At 74.6% G+C, this 17,190-nt stretch carries 18 protein-coding genes; 6 read left to right on the plus strand and 12 right to left on the minus strand.

Annotation, left to right across the window (positions count from 1 at the left end; genetic code table 11):
* The first annotated feature begins 28 nt into the window (after positions 1-28).
* Entirely contained in the window at positions 29-925 is an 897-nt protein-coding gene (locus HNR10_RS05025; RefSeq protein ID WP_179821218.1) for a pyridoxamine 5'-phosphate oxidase family protein, read from the plus strand.
* Positions 926-1,055: 130 nt separating this feature from the next.
* Positions 1,056-1,841, plus strand: a complete 786-nt coding sequence (locus HNR10_RS05030) for an SDR family oxidoreductase (protein WP_179821220.1) — start codon at positions 1,056-1,058, stop codon at positions 1,839-1,841.
* A gap of 21 nt (positions 1,842-1,862) precedes the next feature.
* Here HNR10_RS05030 and HNR10_RS05035 read toward each other — a convergent pair whose 3' ends face one another.
* Genes HNR10_RS05035 through HNR10_RS05050 form a run of 4 tightly spaced genes read right to left on the minus strand, consistent with a single transcriptional unit; the run spans position 1,863 to position 5,945 of the window.
* Positions 1,863-2,657 carry a DUF1295 domain-containing protein gene (locus HNR10_RS05035; protein WP_376769732.1) on the minus strand — a complete coding sequence of 265 codons (795 nt, stop codon included), beginning with the start codon at positions 2,655-2,657 and terminating at the stop codon, positions 1,863-1,865.
* Positions 2,654-3,916 (minus strand): SAM-dependent methyltransferase, encoded by a 1,263-nt coding sequence (locus HNR10_RS05040; RefSeq protein WP_179821222.1) that lies wholly within the window; start codon positions 3,914-3,916, stop codon positions 2,654-2,656. The genes HNR10_RS05035 and HNR10_RS05040 overlap by 4 nt, the downstream gene beginning before the upstream one ends.
* Positions 3,913-4,710 carry a DUF1365 domain-containing protein gene (locus HNR10_RS05045; protein WP_312889120.1) on the minus strand — a complete coding sequence of 266 codons (798 nt, stop codon included), beginning with the start codon at positions 4,708-4,710 and terminating at the stop codon, positions 3,913-3,915. Before HNR10_RS05045 ends, HNR10_RS05040 begins: the two co-directional genes overlap by 4 nt.
* Positions 4,662-5,945, minus strand: a complete 1,284-nt coding sequence (locus HNR10_RS05050) for an NAD(P)/FAD-dependent oxidoreductase (RefSeq protein ID WP_179821226.1) — start codon at positions 5,943-5,945, stop codon at positions 4,662-4,664. Before HNR10_RS05050 ends, HNR10_RS05045 begins: the two co-directional genes overlap by 49 nt.
* A 160-nt stretch (positions 5,946-6,105) precedes the next feature.
* Here HNR10_RS05050 and HNR10_RS05055 point away from each other — a divergent pair, with 160 nt between their 5' ends.
* Positions 6,106-7,581 carry a bifunctional phosphatase PAP2/diacylglycerol kinase family protein gene (locus HNR10_RS05055; RefSeq protein WP_179821228.1) on the plus strand — a complete coding sequence of 492 codons (1,476 nt, stop codon included), beginning with the start codon at positions 6,106-6,108 and terminating at the stop codon, positions 7,579-7,581.
* An 11-nt stretch (positions 7,582-7,592) separates the two neighbouring features.
* On the opposite strand, the gene HNR10_RS05060 is transcribed toward HNR10_RS05055, so the two are convergent.
* The gene (locus HNR10_RS05060; protein WP_179821230.1) at positions 7,593-8,621 is read right to left on the minus strand and encodes a hypothetical protein; all 1,029 of its coding nucleotides are present in this window, start codon (positions 8,619-8,621) and stop codon (positions 7,593-7,595) included.
* A 176-nt stretch (positions 8,622-8,797) separates the two neighbouring features.
* Between HNR10_RS05060 and HNR10_RS05065 the strand changes: the two genes are divergently transcribed.
* Both HNR10_RS05065 and HNR10_RS05070 read left to right on the plus strand, forming a co-directional pair.
* Positions 8,798-9,409, plus strand: a complete 612-nt coding sequence (locus HNR10_RS05065) for a hypothetical protein (RefSeq protein WP_179821232.1) — start codon at positions 8,798-8,800, stop codon at positions 9,407-9,409.
* Positions 9,406-10,587, plus strand: coding sequence for a PrsW family intramembrane metalloprotease (locus HNR10_RS05070; RefSeq protein ID WP_179821233.1), 1,182 nt, complete (start codon positions 9,406-9,408; stop codon positions 10,585-10,587). The genes HNR10_RS05065 and HNR10_RS05070 overlap by 4 nt, the downstream gene beginning before the upstream one ends.
* Positions 10,588-10,673: 86 nt before the next feature.
* Here the strand turns inward: HNR10_RS05070 and HNR10_RS05075 are convergent, their stop codons facing one another.
* From HNR10_RS05075 to HNR10_RS05090, 4 genes are read right to left on the minus strand one after another with little or no spacing between them, the layout of a single operon-like run.
* Positions 10,674-11,450: a pyrimidine reductase family protein gene (locus tag HNR10_RS05075; RefSeq protein WP_312889121.1), complete on the minus strand. Its 777-nt coding sequence runs from the start codon at positions 11,448-11,450 to the stop codon at positions 10,674-10,676.
* Complete coding sequence (locus tag HNR10_RS05080) at positions 11,432-12,121, minus strand: class III extradiol ring-cleavage dioxygenase family protein (RefSeq protein WP_179821235.1); 690 nt, start codon at positions 12,119-12,121, stop codon at positions 11,432-11,434. The genes HNR10_RS05075 and HNR10_RS05080 overlap by 19 nt, the downstream gene beginning before the upstream one ends.
* A gap of 27 nt (positions 12,122-12,148) precedes the next feature.
* Positions 12,149-13,009, minus strand: coding sequence for a dihydropteroate synthase (gene folP / locus HNR10_RS05085; RefSeq protein WP_179821237.1), 861 nt, complete (start codon positions 13,007-13,009; stop codon positions 12,149-12,151).
* Positions 13,003-13,965: a glucosyl-3-phosphoglycerate synthase gene (locus tag HNR10_RS05090; protein WP_179821238.1), complete on the minus strand. Its 963-nt coding sequence runs from the start codon at positions 13,963-13,965 to the stop codon at positions 13,003-13,005. Before HNR10_RS05090 ends, folP begins: the two co-directional genes overlap by 7 nt.
* Before the next feature lie 78 nt (positions 13,966-14,043).
* Between HNR10_RS05090 and HNR10_RS05095 the strand changes: the two genes are divergently transcribed.
* Complete coding sequence (locus HNR10_RS05095; RefSeq protein WP_179821241.1) at positions 14,044-14,751, plus strand: RNA-guided endonuclease InsQ/TnpB family protein; 708 nt, start codon at positions 14,044-14,046, stop codon at positions 14,749-14,751.
* On the opposite strand, the gene HNR10_RS05100 is transcribed toward HNR10_RS05095, so the two are convergent.
* The 3 genes from HNR10_RS05100 to HNR10_RS05110 are packed head-to-tail and all read right to left on the minus strand — an operon-like array spanning position 14,735 to position 17,190.
* Complete coding sequence (locus tag HNR10_RS05100; protein ID WP_312889122.1) at positions 14,735-15,673, minus strand: carbohydrate kinase family protein; 939 nt, start codon at positions 15,671-15,673, stop codon at positions 14,735-14,737. The two genes, HNR10_RS05095 and HNR10_RS05100, sit on opposite strands and share 17 nt — an antisense overlap.
* Positions 15,674-15,686: 13 nt before the next feature.
* Positions 15,687-16,412 (minus strand): gamma-glutamyl-gamma-aminobutyrate hydrolase family protein, encoded by a 726-nt coding sequence (locus HNR10_RS05105; protein WP_179821243.1) that lies wholly within the window; start codon positions 16,410-16,412, stop codon positions 15,687-15,689.
* A gap of 13 nt (positions 16,413-16,425) precedes the next feature.
* Positions 16,426-17,190 (minus strand): 3-oxoacyl-ACP reductase, encoded by a 765-nt coding sequence (locus tag HNR10_RS05110; RefSeq protein WP_179821245.1) that lies wholly within the window; start codon positions 17,188-17,190, stop codon positions 16,426-16,428.

The following is a 17,190-nucleotide window of genomic DNA, read 5'->3' on the forward strand; positions in this document are numbered from 1 at the left end:
CGGCACGGAACCACAGAGAGGAGGAGCCATGGGCTCCTACCACCGCGGCGAGCTCGCCGTGCAGGAACGGGCCGCGCTCTCGCAGCAGGCGGGCCACACCGCCCGCGCGATCCGCGCGTCGGTGCCCGACGTGGCCGCCGACTTCCTCACCGCCCGCACCTTCCTGGTGGTGGGAGCGGCCGACACCGACGGGCGCACCTGGTGCTCGCTGCTGACCGGGCCGCCCGGCTTCCTCCAGGTCCCCGACGACGGCACGGTCGACGTCGCCGCCCTCCCGCACCGCGGCGACCCGCTCGCCGAGCGGCTGCGCCAGGGCCTTGTCCCCGTCGGGGCCCTGGCGCTGGACCCGGCCCGCCGGCGGCGCATGCGCCTCAACGGCACCAGCCGACCGCACGGCGCGGGCCTGCGGTTGGCGACCGAGGACGTCTACGCCAACTGCCCCAAGTACATCCAGAAGCGCACCCCGGTCCCCGCCGCGGCCTCCCGCCCGGAGCCCGTCCACGGCGACGCCCTCACCCCCGACCAGCAGGCCCTCGTCCGGCGCGCCGACACGTTCTTCGTCGCCACGCGCTCCGACACCGGGCAGGCGGACGCCAGCCACCGGGGCGGCGGCCCCGGGTTCCTGCGCGTGCACTCGCCCACCCTGCTCAGCTGGCCGGACTACGTCGGCAACGCCATGTTCAACACGCTGGGCAACATGTGGGTCGAACCCCGGGCGGGGCTGCTCGTCCCCGACTGGGAGACGGGCGACCTGCTGCAGCTGACCGGGCGCGCCCGCGTCCGGTGGGTGGAGGGCTCACCGACCCGGGAGCGGTCGGTGGAGTTCACCGTGGACGCCGTCGTCGCCACCGCGGGCGCCGGTCTGCTCGCACCGGAAGCACCCGAGTACTCCAGGGCCAACCCGCCGGTCGACCTGACGGCCTGACGACCTGACGCACCGACCCGCACAGCCGGTCGAACTAGCACCGCGACCGGTCGTGCCGACCCGCCCCGGTGCCGCCCGCGCCCGGTCCGCCTGCCAGGATGCGCACAACACGACGAGCAGGAGGACTCACATGGACCTGGGGATCGCAGGCAGGGTCGCACTGGTCACCGCGGCCAGTTCCGGCCTGGGGCGGGCGATGGCCGTGGCGCTGGCGGCCGAGGGCGTCAACGTGGCCGTCACCGGTCGCGACGAGGAGCGCCTCGCCGCGACCGTGGCGGCCTGCGCCGAGCACGGGGTGTCCGCGCTCGCGCTGGCCTGGGACCTGGCCGACCACGGCCGGGCCGCCGAGGTCGCCGCACACGTGGCCCGGGACCTGGGACCGGTCGACATCCTGGTCAACAACACCGGGGGCCCGCCGCCCACGCCCGCCCTGGGCCAGGACATCGGGCTGTGGCAGGACCACTACGCGTCCATGGTCCTGCCCGTCATCGCGCTCACCGACGCCGTGGTGCCGGGCATGCGCGAGCGGGGGTGGGGCCGGATCATCACCAGCACCTCCTCGGGGGCGATCGCGCCGATCCCGAACCTGGGGATCTCCAACACCCTGCGGGCGTCGCTGCACTCCTGGTCCAAGACGCTGGCCCGGGAGGTGGCCGCGGACGGCGTGACCGCCAACGTCATCGTGCCCGGCCGCGTCGCCACGCCGCGCACCGACTCCCTGGACCGGGCCCGCGCCGAACGCGAGGGCCGCACGGTCGCCGAGGTGGAGGCCGATGCACGCGCCACCATCCCCGCCGGGCGCTACGGCCGCCCCGAGGAGTACGGCGCGGTCGCCGCCTTCCTGTCGAGCCGGCAGGCTGCCTACGTCACGGGCACCGCCGTGCGCGTCGACGGCGGGCACCTGCCCACGGCGTAGGACCCCCGCGGCGGGACGCGCTCAGGACGCGTCCCGCCGCGGCGGCCGGGGCACGAAGGCACTCGTACGGCGGGCGTACTCCGCCCAGCCCGGCCGACCGGCCATGTGCTCGTCGAGCAGGCGCTGCCCGGATCCCTTGGTGAGCAGGAACGTCATCACGAGGGGGGCCGGGAGCGTCAGCAGGACCCACCAGGATCCGGACGCGACCAGGAACAGGCCCCACCACACGCACGCGTCCCCGAAGTAGTTGGGGTGGCGCGTCCACGCCCACAGCCCGCGGTCCATGATCCGGCCGCGGTGGTCCGGGTCCGCCTTGAAACGGCGCAGCTGGGCGTCCCCGACCGCCTCGAAGAGGAACCCGAACAGCCACAGGGCCGCACCGACCGCGGCGAGGCCGCCGAGCGGACCGGAGGCGTGCGCCGAGACCTGGACCGGTAGGGCGATCAGCCACACCAGGGCACCCTGGAGGAGGTAGACCACGCGCAGGGCGTAGAGGTCCCTGTTCCCGGGGGCGCGCGAGAGCAGGCGGTCGTACCGGGGGTCCTCGCCGTGTCCGCGGCTGCGCCGGTGGATGTGCGCGGCCAGGCGCACGCCCCACACGGCGACGAGGGCGAACAGCAGCCAGGCCCGCGTGTGGTCGGCCGTGGCCGTGGACAGGCTGACCGCGGCCACCAGTACGAACCCCAGGCCCCAGGCCACGTCCACGACGCTGTGCCGGCCCACGCGTCGGCCCACGGCGAAGGCGCCCAGCATCAGCACCGCCAGAGCCAGCGCGCTGAGCAGGCCCGTGAACAGGAACGCTCCCACTCCGGTCACCGGGAGCGCTCCAGCACCAGTTGCTCCACGTCGATCATGCCGGCGCGGAAGCCGGCCTCACAGTAGGCGAGATAGAAGGACCACATGCGGCGGAACGTGTCGTCGAATCCGAGGTCGGCGACGTGCTCGGCGGCGTCCTCGAAGTTCTGGCGCCACAGCCGCAGGGTGTCGGCGTAGTCGGCGCCGAAGGCGAGCCGGTCGGCCACCCGCAGCCGGGTCCGGTCCCGCAACTGCTCCTCGATGGCCGTGACCGAGGGGATCAGTCCGCCCGGGAAGATGTACTTGTGCATCCAGGTGTAGGAGGTGCGCGAGGCGCGCATCAGGCCGTGCTCCATGGTGATGCTCTGCAGGCCGACCCGCCCGCCCGGGCGCACCAGGCGGTCGAGCCCGGCGAAGTAGACCGGCCAGTAGCGCTCGCCGACCGCCTCGACCATCTCCACACTCACCACCGCGTCGTAGGTGCCGACGAGGTCGCGGTAGTCGCGCAGCTCCACGTCGACCCGGTCGGCCAGACCGGCCGCGGCGACGCGCTCGCGCGCCAGGTCGCGCTGCTCCGTGGACAGGGTGACCGTGGTGACACGGGCCCCGCGACGCGCGGCGCGCACGGCCAGCTCGCCCCAGCCGGTACCGATCTCCAGCAGGTCGGTGCCGTCCGTGACGCCGGCGCCGTCCAGCAACCGGTCGATCTTGCGCCGCTGGGCTCGGGCCAGCGTGTGCGCGGCGCGTTCCTCACCGTCGTCGAACAACGCGCTGGAGTAGGTCATGGTGGGGTCGAGGAAGGTCGCGAAGAGGTCGTTGGACAGGTCGTAGTGGTGGCTGATGTGCCGCCGCGCGCCGCTGCGCGTGTTGCGGTCCGAGGACGGCCGGCGCCGCGGCAGCGTGAGGTGCCGCAGGGGCCGCAGCGGCCGCGGGACCAGGTCCTCGTAGCCCTGCGCGAGCACGGTGAGCAGGCGGACCAGCTCAGGGGAGTCCCACTCCCCCGCCATATAGGACTCGCCGAAGCCGATGAGTCCTCCGACGGCCAGGCGGCGGTGGAAGGCGTCGGCGTCGCGCACGCACAGCACGGGCGGCCCGGCCTCGGCTGGCTCCCCCTGCCCCGCGTGCAGGCGGATGCCGGCCCGCCGGGCGGCGTGCGAGACCAGTGCGCGAGCGACGGGGACGCGCGGTCCCCTCGCCGGGACCCGGGCCACGTCGGGCCAGCGCCGGGCGTCCACACCGGGTGCCCTGAGCGGGGTCGTCGTGTCGTCGGTGGTGTTCATCGCGGTTCGTCCGTCCGTTCTCTTCGCGTTCGGTCGTGGGCGCGCGGCGCGTGGACCGGCAGGCCGCGCAGATAGAGCCCGATCCCCTGGCGGCGGATCCGCAGCGCGCCGACCAGCGGGGCGAGGGGGTGGCGCAGCGCCAGCCGCAGCAGCGCGCCGGGGGTGGCGGGGCGGTGCACGCCCCGCACCGAGGCAACGAAGGGCGGCCGGTCCCGCCGGTGCAGGGCGACGGTGAGGGCGACCTCGTCCCCGGGAAGCGGGAGGCTGAGCCGGTAGTGCCCCTCGACCCGGTTGAACGGGGAGACGTGGAAGCGCTTGTCGGCCTCGGCCCTGCCGCGCCCGTCGACGTCCAGCAGGTACCGGTGGCGCCCGCCGTAGGTGTTGTGGACCTCGGCGATGACCCGGACCAGGTCGCCCCCGCGGTCGTGGCACCAGTACACGGTCAACGGGTTGAAGACGTGGCCGAGCACACGGGCGTGGGCCAGCATCAGCACGCTCCCGCCGCCGAGGTCGACCCCGTGCCCGGCGAGGTAGGCGTCGATGTCGGCCCGCGTGGACGGTGCGTCCCCCGCGCCGTGGTCGGCGGCGTGGAAACCGCTGAGCAACCGCAGCGGCCAGGGCGGGCGCGGCAGGTCGTCGAGGTCGACCAGCCAGTAGTAGGTGCGGTAGGCGAAGGCGTGGCGCACCGGTTCGGCGCGCACGTGGCGCACAGTGGACTCGTAGAGCGCCGGAACGCCGGGTGTGCTCACCAGCGCACCCCCAGGCTCTCCGCCGCCACGGCCCCCGAGCGGCACCCGTCCTCGTGGAAGCCCCATCCGTGGTGGGCTCCGGCGAAGGCCACCACGCCGTCGTTCAGTTCACCGAGCCGCCGCTGGGCGGCGACGGAGGCGGGGGTGTACACAGGGTGGGCGTAGTCCATGGCGGCCACGACCCGCTCGGAGCCGACCGCGCCCCCGTCATTGAGCGTCACCACGTACTGCTCGTCCCCGGTCAGGTGCTGCAGGCGGTTCATGTGGTAGCTGACGCGGACCGGCGCGGCGTCGGGTTCGCACGAGGACAGCCGGTGGTTCCAGCTCGCCCACGTGGCGCGGTCCCGGGGCAGGACGCCGGTGTCGGTGTGCAGCAGGGTGCGGTTGCGCGAGTAGCCGAAGGCCCCCAGCACCTCCTTCTGGACCGGGGTGGGCGATGCCAGCAGGGCCAGGGCCTGGTCCGCGTGGGTGGCCACCACGGCCGCGTCGAACTCCAGTTCCTCCGATCCGACCCGCAGCCCCACCCCGCGGTCCGTACGCGCCAGGGCGGTGACGGGGGCGCCGGTGCGCACCGAGGCCAGGCCCGCGACCACCTTCTCCACGTAGACATGGGAGCCGCCCTCGACCGTTCGCCAGGACGGGGAGCCCCACACGGAGAGCATCCCGTGGTGGCGCAGGAAGGCGAACAGGTAGCGGGCCGGGTAGTCCAGGGCCGTACCCGGCGGGCACGACCACACCGCGGACACCAGCGGCAACAGGAAGTGGGCGACGAAGTACCCGTCGAAGCGGTAGTGGCGGGCGAAGTCGCCCAGAGTGGGCTCGCGGACCGGCGAGGGCGGGCCGGTGTCGAGCGTGCGCCGGGCGGCACGGTGGAAGCGGGGCACCTCGGCCAGCATGCGCAGGTAGGCGGTGCTGCGGCGGGACCGGTTCGGCGCCAGGGCCGGCAGGCCCCGCGCTCCCGCGTATTCCAGGCCGCACCCGTCGCAGCTCACGGACATGCTCATCTCGGTGGGGCGGGTCGGCACCCCGAGCTCGTCGAACAGGCGCAGCAGGTGGGGGTAGGTGCGCCGGTTGTGCACGATGAAGCCGCTGTCGACGGACAGTTCCGCGCCCGTCGCCGTCGCCACGCGGTGGGTGTGCGCGTGCCCGCCGAGGCGGTCGTCCGCTTCCAGGAGGGTGACGTCGGCTTGTCGGCTCAGGATGTGGGCGGCCGTCAGTCCGGAGATCCCGGAGCCGATGACGGCGATCCTGCGGCGGGGGGCGGTGTGGCCCGTGACCATGGGTCCTCTTCACTCGTTCGCACCTGTCGTACACGGGTGATTCGTCACGGGGGCGCGGGTCGGATTGCCCCGGTTATGTCACGGATTGATCACGACATGTGGGCCGATCCACACCCGCCGGTTCCTGGACACCGGCGCCGAGGGGGCCCACCCTGGAGGCATGCGACCGCACCTGTCCCGACCCTTCAGCCGTGCCGACCGCTACCTCTACGAGAAGGTGACGGCGATCGGACCGCCCGCGCTGGACCCGGTGACGCCCCGCTTCGTCCAGGCCACCGACCACATGGCGCCGTGGCTGCTGGTCTCGGCCACGCTCGCGGCCGTCGGCGGGCCCCGCCTGCGCCGGACCGCGCTCCGGGCGATCGCCGCCGCCGGCGCCGCCAACGCCGCCTCCTTCGTGGTCAAGAACCTGGTCACCCGCTCACGCCCGGACAGCTCCCGCGTCCCGAGCGCCCGCCGGCCCTACCGCACCTACGGCAACTCCTCGTTCCCCTCCGGGCACACCGCCGCCGCGGCGGCCTTCGCCGGGGGGATCGCCGTCGACGCGCCGCGCCCGCTGTCCGCCGTCGTCTGGGGCATCGCCGGCGCCGTGGCCCTCTCCCGGGTGCACAGCGGCGTCCACTACCCCGGCGACGTGGCCGGGGGCCTGGCGATCGGCGCCGCCACGGCCGTGCTGTCGCGGGCCGCGCTGCCCGCCCGCCCCGAACTGGTCTCGGGCGCGCGCACCGTCCCCGAGGGCTCGGCCGGGGGCGACCCCGAGGGCTCCGGCGTGACCGTCGTGGTCAACCCCCGTTCCGCGGGCACGGGCATCGGGTCGCCGAGCTTCGGTGACACCGCGGACCGTGTCACGCGGTCCCTGCCGAAGGCCCGGATCGTGCCGCTGACACCCGACGACGACATGGCCGCGGTGATGGACGAGGCCGCCCGCACCTCGCGGATCCTGGCGGTCTCGGGCGGCGACGGCACGGCCAACGCCGCGGCCCGCGCCGCACTGGAGCACGACCGGCCCCTGCTCGTCCTGCCGACCGGCACCCTGAACAACTTCGCGCGCACCCTCGGCCTGACCTCGGTCGAGACCGCGCTGCGGGCCTACGCGAACGGCCACCTGGCCCGGGTCGACGTGGGCGAGGCCGACGGCCGGGTCTTCCTCAACACCGCGACGTTCGGCTCCCACCCGCGCCTGGTACGGCGGCGCGACCGCTGGGCGCCCAGGATCGGCAAGTGGCCCGCGTTCGGACTCGCCCTGTGGCGGGACCTGCGGGAGGTCGAACCCACCCCGACCCGGATCGACGGCCGGCCGACCCGCGTGTGGTGGGCCTTCGTCGGCAACTGCCGCTACCGCACGCACGGTCGCGTCCCGGCGATGCGCGAGCGGCTGGACGACGGGCGCCTGGACGTGCGCGTGCTGGGGGCCTCCCGGCACTCGCCCCGGTGGCACGCCCTCACGGACATCCTCTTCGACCGCTCCCGGGGAGGGGACGGGTACTCCAGCCGGCTCGCCACCGAGCTCACGCTCTCACTTCCGGCCGGACACCGGCACATGTCCCTGGACGGCGAGGTGTGGGAGTGCGGGGAGACGGTCCGGTTCACCAAGCGGCCCGCCGCCCTGCGCGTCATCGTCGCCGACACGCCCTGAGGCCGTGCCGGTCAGTGGCCGAGGACGTCCTGGTGCTCGATCACACCGAAGGGCCCGGCGTGGACGTCGACGCGCGCTTCCTCGCGCCGGTGGGACATCACCAGCAGGGACCCCTCGATCTCCTGGCCGGCCCGGTCGAACACGGCCCAGGAGATCCGCCCCAGGGACAGGGCGCCGTCCTCGGTGTCCACCCGCTGTTCGGGCCTGGGCATCAGCAGGTCGGAGTCCACCACGGTCAGGTCCAGGTCCGCGGGCAGGTCCTCCGGGTCCTCTCCCGCCGGGGGGCGGCCGGAGACGAGCGTGAGCGTGTACCGGACGAAACCGATGGCGCCGTCGCGGTGGACGGAGTCGATCGAGAGCCGCCAGACCCGCCCGCCCTCGGCCCACTCGCGTTCGGTGGACGCGCCCACCTCGCCCTCGGGTTCGGGGGCATCGGCCTTCTCGCGCCACACGAGCGGCAGGGGGTCCGCCGGTTCGGGGACACCGTCGGCCACGGGGAACGTGACCGGATCCGCCCCTCCCGCCCGACGCGATGACCCGCCGCCGTCCACGACGGCCACGTCCCGGTACAGGGCCGTCCCGTCGGGGGCCAGGACCGTCACGGTCCCAGGCTCCCTCCGCAGCCGCGGCGCGTCCACCACGATCTCGTGCGTGACGTCCGGCTCCCACACGAACTCCTCCTCCGGCCGGCTCCCCAGGTCCGGGTCGGGCCCGTAGTACAGCTGGTGGTCCGTGTCCAGAACACGGATCCCGCTGGCGGAACCCTCACCACCGGTGAAGTAGTCCGTGCCGAACGAGGCCGGTTCGTCGTCCTCGTTCGTGAAGTGCACGGTGGTGCGGAGGCGGTCCTCCAGCGCGGCGACCTCCACGACCTCCAACCGCGCCCGGATCGCGGCCCCCGGGGGTCCGAACACCCCCTCGTGCACGTCCTGGTCCAGGTCGGGATCGACGCAGCACGGCGAATCCTCGGACCGCAGCAGCGAGCACCCGCTCACCGCCAGGAGAACCCCCACGACACCCGCGATCCACCGCGCACCCATGCCGCCGCCTCCCCACCGGTGCCGGGACGCGGACGGCGCCTCGGCGGCCGAAATCCCCGGACTGTGTGAAATCGCCGCAAACGTACGCCAAGTCCGCCGTTCCTCGCGAACGAGCACCCACGCGGATGATTCGCTGTCCGTGACGAGGCCTCACCACGTGCGACGAGAGGGGTGCCATGGCGCCGGAGACCGACGAGCGGCCGCCGCACGGACCCCCGGGCGCGGACGGCTCCTGGTGGGCGTTGGGCCTGTCCGTCGCGGTGGTCGCCGTGCTGGTCACGGGGTGGCCCCTGCTCGACGCGGCCCTGCCCGACACCGAGCCCGTCCCGTCCGGCCGCACCCTCCAGGTGGGCTCCAGCCAGGAGGTCGAGGCGCGGTTCACCCTCCGCCAGGACGGCTGGGACCTGCACTCGGGCACCAGCACCGCGGAGCGCGTCTACCACTTCAGCCGGGGCCCGGCCGAACTCACCCTGACCACGGTCACCCCCACCACCGCCGTCCCGCCCACCGCCCCGGAGCTGTGGCGGGGCCTGGACCGCACGCTGCGCGCCCGGGACGGCTCCGCCCGCCTGGGCGCCCCCGACACCACCACGGCGCAGGACGGCACACGCGGCCTGACCGGCACGCTGACCAGCGACACCGAATCCGGCACCGCCGTCCTGTACCCCTCCCCCGACGGCCGGTTCGCCGTGTCGATGACGCTCGCCGGACGCGACGCCACCCGCGCCGACCTGGCCGCCGTGGACGACGTCCTGACCTCGATCACGTTCCACCAGGAGGACGTATGAGCCGCGCCTTCCGCGTCACCCGGCCCGCGGACGGGTCCGTCCCCGCACCGCGCCGACGCGTCTCCCGCGCCCGCGCGGCCGGCTCGGACGCGCCCCGCGCCGGCGCCCCCGGTACCGGGGCGGGCGTCCTGCCCCACGCCCGCCACGCCCGCACAGCCGGGCCGCGACCGCCCGCGCTCGCGGCCACCGCCGCCATCGCGCTGGGGTGCGCCGCCGGACTCCTGGTCCTGGTCGGCCAACTGTCCGGCTCCACCCGGGTCTTCCCCGGCGAAGTGGCCCTCGCGTTCGTTCTGGCCGCCGCCACGCTCGGCTTCGGGTTCTGGCTCTTCCGGCGCATCCGCCCGGTCCGCGCACCCGACCCGCTCCCCTGCGCGACCGCGGCCCTGTGGGGCCTGACCGCGGCGACCGGAGCGGGGGTCATCGCCAACTCCGCGCTGGGCGGCGCGTGGTCCGCCGTCCTGGGCCTGGACCTGGCCACCGCCTGGGGTGCGGCCCTGACCGCGCCGTTCAACGAGGAACTGCTCAAACTCGCGGGCGTCGTCCTCGTGGCGGTCGCCTTCCCCCGCGCCCTGCGCGGCCCGGCCGACGGCTTCGTCCTGGGCGCCCTCGCCGGCCTGGGCTTCGAGGTCACCGAGAACCTCATCTACGCCGTCAGCGCCATCGTCGAGTCCGGAGCCACGGCCGGCGCGCTCTCCGTCGTCCAGTCGACGGTCCTGCGCGTGGGGCTGACCGGTCTGGGCTCGCACTGGGCGATGACCGCCGTCGCCGGAACCGCCGTCGGCCTGCTGACCCCGGTCGCCTGGCGGCCCGGACCGCGCCGCGCGGCCGCCGCGACCGGACTGGTGCTGCTGGCCATGGCGATGCACTGGCTGCTGGACGCGCCCCTGTTCGGGAACACCGTGCTGGTCATCATGGCCAAGGTCCTGGTGATCTTCGCCGCCGCGATGCTCGTCTACCTCGCCGCCCGGTGGGACCACCGCCGCCGGGTCCGGGCGGCACTGGCCGCCGGGGGCGCCGCCGCGGGCCTGCCCCGCTCGGCCTCGCTCGCCCTCGCCTCCCGCGGGGGCCGGCGCCGGGAACTGCGGCGCAGCACCCCCGGGGAGCTCGCGGGGGTCCAGGACCGCCAGCGGCGGCTGCTCGACGACGCCGAGGACGCCGCCGCCCACCTCGCGGGGTGAGGGGCAGGCCGGAGCGGGGCTCCGCTCAGGGACGGTCCGCTCTGGCGGGGCTCCGCACAAGCGGGCTCCACTCGGGCGCGGTCCGTTCAGGGACGGATCCACCGGTGCAGCAGCGTTCCCCCGCCCTCCAGCAGCAGGCGCGGCACCAGTTCCTGGTCCACACCCGCGCCCGCGGTGATGCGCTGCTCCGCCCCCGCGGCCAGCACCGGCACGACGGTCAGGCACAGCTCGTCGAGCACGCCCTCGGCCGCCACGTCCCGCAGCAGCCGCGGGCCGCCCTCGCACAGGATCCGGGACATCCCCCGCTCGTGCAGCGCGTCCACGGCCGCGACCAGGTCGACCTCCGCCTCGCCCAGCACCAGCACCCGCTCGGGCCCCAGCGCCGCACGCGCCCGCTCCAGCGCCGGCTCACCCGCCTCCTGGCAGGTCAGCAGCCACACCTGGCCGCGGTCGGTCTCCTCGGCCGCCAGCAGCGGCGGCACGTGCGCGGTGCGGGTCACCACCGCCAGCGCCGGATGCGCCGCGCGCCCCTGCGCCTCGGCCCGCGCTCGCCGCGCGCCCGTGCGCGGCGTGGGGCGGCGGTAGCCCTCGGCGCGCGCCGTCCCGGCACCCACCAGGACCACGTCGGCCAGGTCCCGCAGCAGCGTGAACACGACCAGGTCGGCCTCGGTGTTGATCGTCCCGGTCCGGCCGTCGTTGCCCGCGGCGGCCCCGTCGAGCGTGGCGACCATGTTGGCCCGCACCCACGGCCGCCCGACCGTGTCGGGGTAGGCGTACAGCGCCTCCAGGACCGAGTCGTCCACCGGATCGCCGGGCTCGGCCGCGCCGGGCGCGACGTCGTTCATCAGCAGTCGCACGACCACACCGCCACCGTGTACATGACCCCGAACGGGTCGTCGGCATAGAGCACCTCGGACCGGTAGGACGCGCCGCCGCGCGCCACCGCGTCCGCCATCACTTGCAGGGCGGCCCGTCCGGCCACCCACAGCTCCGCGGCCAGATCCGGCTCCAGCCCCGACAGGGCCGACGGGTCGGCCCCGGCCAGGGCCCGCCGCACGCGCTCGTCGAAGTCGAAGGCCCTCTCGTCCAGGTGTCCGGGCGCCTTGACCCCCCGGCGCGCACTGCCGTCGCCCATCACCAGCAGCCCGACCCGCTCCGGGCGGTCGGCGATCGCGCGCGCCAGCTCGGCCACCGCGTCGGGGCCGGCGCCGAAGGCCACCGTGTACATCTCGACCGGGACCGCACCGCCCACCGCGTCGAGCAGCCGGCCGGCGACCCCCAGGCTCAGCGGCAGCGCGCCCTCGGCCGAACGCGCCCCGGCCCCGCCGAAGGCCCCCACCGGCGCCGGTCCCGGCTCGTGGCGGCCACCGGTGTCGGCTCCGCCCACGACCACGACCACCTCCGGCCCGAGCGCGACCAGCGACGCCAGCGCCTCCTCACAGGCCTTGCGCAGCTCCGCGGCGACGTCCTGCCCACCGGTGAGCTCACGCAGCAGCAGCGGCGGATGCGGACAGACAGCGGTTCCGACGATCATCGAGTCCCCTCTGACGCTGAACACGCCCTACGCCAAGCCTCTCACTGCCCGTGAGGGCGGCCGTACACCCCTGATCGTGGCGACCATGTCCAGGACCTGGCGGGTCTCCACCACCTCGTGGACCCGGTAGACCCGTGCCCCGTGCCAGGCGCACACCGCGGTCGCCGCCAGCGTGCCGGTCAACCGCTCGCCCACGGGCAGATCGAGGGTCTCACCCACGAAGTCCTTGTTGGACAGCGACACCAGCACCGGCCAGCCCGTCGCCGTCATCTCGTCGAGCCTGCGCGTGATCTCCAGCGAGTGCCAGGTGTTCTTGCCGAAGTCGTGGGCGGGGTCGATGAGCACCGACTCCGCGGGCGCCCCCAGCGCCACAGCCCGCTCGGCCAGGGCCACGGTGGAGTCGATCGCCGCGCGCACCACGTCGTCGTAGTGCAGCCGGTGCGGCCGGGTCCGCGGGGTCACCCCGCCGGTGTGCGTGCACACCAGCCCGACCCCGAACTCCGCGGCCACCTCGGCCAGCTCCGGGTCGTACCCGCCCCAGGCATCGTTGAGCAGGTCGGCGCCGGCCTCGCACACGTCCCGGCCCACCGACGCCCGCCAGGTGTCCACACTGATGACCAGGTCGGGAAACTCCTGCCGCACCCCCGCGACGAAGTCGACGATCCGGCGCTTCTCCTCGTCCGCGCCGATCTCCTCACCCGGAGCCGCCTTGATACCGCCGATGTCGACGATGTCGGCCCCCTGGGCCACGACCCGGCGCACACGCTCGAACGCGGGCCCGTCGTCCCAGGTCGCCCCCCGGTCGTAGAAGGAGTCCGGGGTCCGGTTGACGATCGCCATCACCAGTGCCGCGTCCGGGCCGTAGTCCCGGCCCCGCAGTCTCAGCACGAATCGGCCACCTCTCCCTGGTGCCACTCGGGTGCGGGCGCCACCTGGCCCGCGGGGCCCCGCTCGACCACACTCACCGTACGTGTCATCGTCCGCCCGCCCGTGTCGAACTGGCGCACCTCGACCGCCTCGCGCCCCTGCCCGAGACCGACCCGGCGGTCGGCCACGGCCAGCAGCTCGGTGGCCATCGCCCCCAGCCCGCGCAGGCTCTGGTGCCGGTGGGCGCGCCGGCCCATGTCCACCTGGGCGATCGCGTCGGCCCCGCGGCCGAGGTAGGTGTCCACCAGCACGGCCAGCTCCACCCCGTAGCCCGTGGGCACCGGCAGGTCACGCAGGAGTTCGCGGCGCACCGCCCACTCCCCCGACAGCGGCTGGACCACGCCCGCCAGCTCCGGCCAGCGCAGCGCGATGGTGGGCCGGGCGACCAGCTCGGTGACCCGGCCGCCCTCGTTGGTGCCCGCCCCGGCGCCGGCCTGGTCCAGGACCCGGTCGTAGAACGCCTTGACCAGGTCCACGCCCGGCTCGGTCAGCAGGGGGCCCAGCAGACCCGACACGAAGTGGGTGTCCCACTCGACCAGGTCCGCGTCCATGAACGCCACGACGTCACCGGAGGTGACGAAGAACGACTTCCACATGGCCTCGCCCTTGCCCCGGTGGTGGCCCAGGTCCGGGCGCACGTCCATCACGCGGTGCACCCGCGCTCCGGCGGCGCGGGCGAGCGCGCCGGTGTCGTCGGTGGAGTCGGAGTCCATGACGACCAGCTCGTCGACCAGGGGAACGTCCTCCACCAGTGCAGCGCGCACGCGGGCGACGATGCCGCCGACCGTCGCCGCCTCGTTCTTGGCCGGGATGACCAGGCTGACGGTCGTCCCGCTGCGCCGCTTGAGCTCCGCGAGCCCCTCGACCGTCCAGTCCGACCACCGGTAGGTCCGACGCCCGAACCATTCGTTGTCCACAGTGCCTCCCCCAGCCGAAACACTAGGGCACACTACTGGGCGCCCTCACCGGTGAGGCGGCGAAGGGCGGACGGGGCGATGAAGTCCTTTGCCGGCGCGGAGTACGGCGACATCTCCCGTGCGGTGTGGAACACCGCCCTGGACCAGCGCCGCCGAGCCGTCCAGCGGGGGCAGCGCGGATACGACCAGCCGTTCTGCGGCTACCACCTGCAAGCCCGCCGGCTCGCCCATGCCAAGGACGAAGAGGAGTGGCTGAGGGCGGCACCGTCCCACGTCCTCCAACAGACGCTGAAGGATCTGGACCGGGCGTGCTCCGACCACGGCACGTTCCACGTCCGCTGGCGGGCCGAGCACCGTTGGAAGCCCCCGTTCCGCTTCCCCGACGGGTCGCGCATGGGCGTCGAACGGCTCGGCCGCACATGGGGACGCCTCAAACTGCCCAAGCTCGGGTGGGTCCGGTTGCGGTGGTCCCGCGCCCCGCAGGGCACCATCCGGTCCGCCACCGTCTCACACGATGGCGCCCACTGGTTCGTGTCCCTGCTGTGCGAGGACGACCAGAGCACCCCCGAGCAGCACGAGCGCCCGGACAGCGCGGTCGGCGTGGACCGGGGTGTGGCCGTGGCGGTGGCCACCTCCCAGAGCTGCAACCCGTGCGGGCACCACGCACCGGACAACCGAGAGAGCCCATCGGTGTTCAGGTGCGGCGCGTGCGGGCACACGGCTCATGCGGACGTGAACGCGGCCAAGAACACCCTCACGCTCGGATGGGCTAGCCCTTCGGGGTGAACCGTGCCAGCCTGCTGAGACCGCTGGAAGTCAAGAAGTCCGTGTGCGTGCCGGCGGTGGTGCACGCGTGGGCCCCCGCCACCGCGCCGGCCCGCGCGCACTCCACGGACGGCCTGCCCTCCAGCCGGGCGTACAGGAAGGCCGCGACGAACGAGTCGCCCGCGCCGTTGGTGTCCACGACCGGGGCCCCGGGGTCGGCGGCGGGCACGTGCACGGGTTCCGCCCAGCCGCGTTCGAGCACGTGGCAGCCCTCGGCTCCGTCGGTGGCCACGACCAGCCCGGCCCGGCCGCGCTCCAGCACGCCGCGCATCACCTCGCCCACCCGGCCGTGGATCGCGGCGGCGCTGAGGAAGACCAGGTCCGAGCGCAGGGCGTAGTGCAGGTGGTGCTCCTCACGGCCGTCCCAGTCGTGCAGGTCGGTGGAGCTGGGCACCCCCAGCCGCTCCAGGTCGTCGTAGACGTCCCGGTTGTGTCCCATGATCGACATGTGCACGTGCCGGGCGCGCTCGACGAACGGCAGGTAGAACTCGCGGGGCAGCCTCAGGTCGGCCGGGTGGCGGCCGTCGAAGAAGGAGAACCTCCGGCCCTGGGCGTCGACCAGGTTCACACCCCGGGGCGTGCCGTGCGGTGAGACCACGTGGCTGAAGTCGAGCCCGCGCTCGGCGTAGGCGTCCAGGACCATGCGCCCCTGGACGTCGTCGCCCAGGAAGTCCACGAACTTGGTCGCCAGCCCCAGCGCGTGGCAGCCCAGCGCCACCCCGTTGCCGGTGTGGCCCACGTAGTCCAGCACCGGCGGCACGAACACCGAGTCGCCCTCGGGCAGGGCCAGGGAGTCGACACGCACGATCGTGTCGACCCCCGCTCCCGCGACCACGAGCACGTCGTAGTCGCGGGGTCCGGTACTGATGGCGTTGGTCGGCACTGTGCCTCCGGGCTCAGGTCGGCGGGTCGGCCGCCAGCCTGCCACACCGGGCCGAGGCCCGTTCGACCAGCCAGTCGAACAGCGCCGGATCGCGGCCCATCTCCGGATGCCACTGCACGCCGAGCACGTCGGCGGTGTCGGCGTACTCCAGCGCCTCCACCGTGCCGTCGCCGGCCCAGGCCGTGGCGACCACGCCCTCGCCCAGGACGTCCACGGCCTGGTGGTGGTAGGAGGGCGCGTCCAGGCGCGTGCGCCCCAGGACGCGCGCGGTCCGCGACCCCTCCGCCACCGTCACGGGATGGTCGTCGAACACCCCCGTCGTGCGGCGGTGCCCGTCGTGCCCCACCCGGTCGGGCAGGTGCTGCACGAGCGTGCCTCCGCGGGCCACGTTGAGCAGCTGCATGCCCCGGCACACGCCCAGGACGGGGATCCCCCGCTCCAGCGCGGCCGCGAGCAGGGCGCTCTCCGCCCCGTCCCGCGCCGCCTGCACCCCGGCGGTGTGCTCCTCGGCCTCGGCGCCGTACAGGCCGGGGCCGATGTCGCCGCCGCCCGCCAGCAGCAGCCCGTCCAGGCGCGCCACGGCGTCGGCGACCCCCGTCAGCGGGGGCAGCAGGACCGGCACGGCCCCGGCCGCGGTGACGGCGTCGGTGTACGCGCCGGGCAGCAGGACCGCGGGCATCTCCCACACGCCCCAGCGGGCGGTCTGGGCGTAGGCGGAGACACCGATGATCGGTGGCACGTCTGCGGCCCTCCTATTCCGGGGTGACGTAGGCACCGGAGATGCCCCCGTCGACGAGGAAGTTGGACCCGGTGATGAACGAGGCGTCGTCACTGGCCAGGAACGCCACCGCGGCGGCGATCTCCTCCGCCTCGGCGAAGCGCCCCAGCGGGACGTGCACCAGGCGGCGGGCCGCCCGCTCGGGGTCCTTGGCGAACAGCTCCCGCAGCAGCGGGGTGTTCACCGGTCCGGGCGAGAGGGCGTTGACGCGGATGCCCTCGCGGGCGAACTGGACGCCCAGTTCGCGGCTCAGCGCCAGGACGCCGCCCTTGCTGGCGGTGTAGGAGATCTGGGAGGTCGCCGCGCCCATCGTGGCCACGAAGGAGGCGGTGTTGACGATCGAGCCGCGCCCCTGCTCGCGCATGTACGGCAGCGCGTACTTGCAGCACAGGAAGACCGACGTCAGGTTCACCTCCTGGACGCGGCGCCAGGCGTCCAGCCCGGTGGTGAGGATCGAGTCGTCCTCGGGCGGGGAGATCCCCGCGTTGTTGAACGCCACGTCCACGCTCCCGCAGGTGCGCCGGACCGTCGCGAACAGCTCCTCCACCTCGGCCTCGTCGGTGACGTCGGCGCGCAGGAAGCGGCCGCCCACCTCCTCGGCCACCCGCTTGCCCGCCTCCTCGTCCAGGTCGACGGCGACGACGGTCGCGCCCTCGTCCGCCAGCCTCCTGGCGGTGGCGCGGCCGATGCCGCCCGCGGCTCCGGTGATGACGGCGACGCGCTGGTCGAACCGGTTCAT

It is taken from the genome of Nocardiopsis aegyptia (genome assembly GCF_013410755.1).
Taxonomy (GTDB): Bacteria; Actinomycetota; Actinomycetes; order Streptosporangiales; family Streptosporangiaceae; genus Nocardiopsis; species Nocardiopsis aegyptia.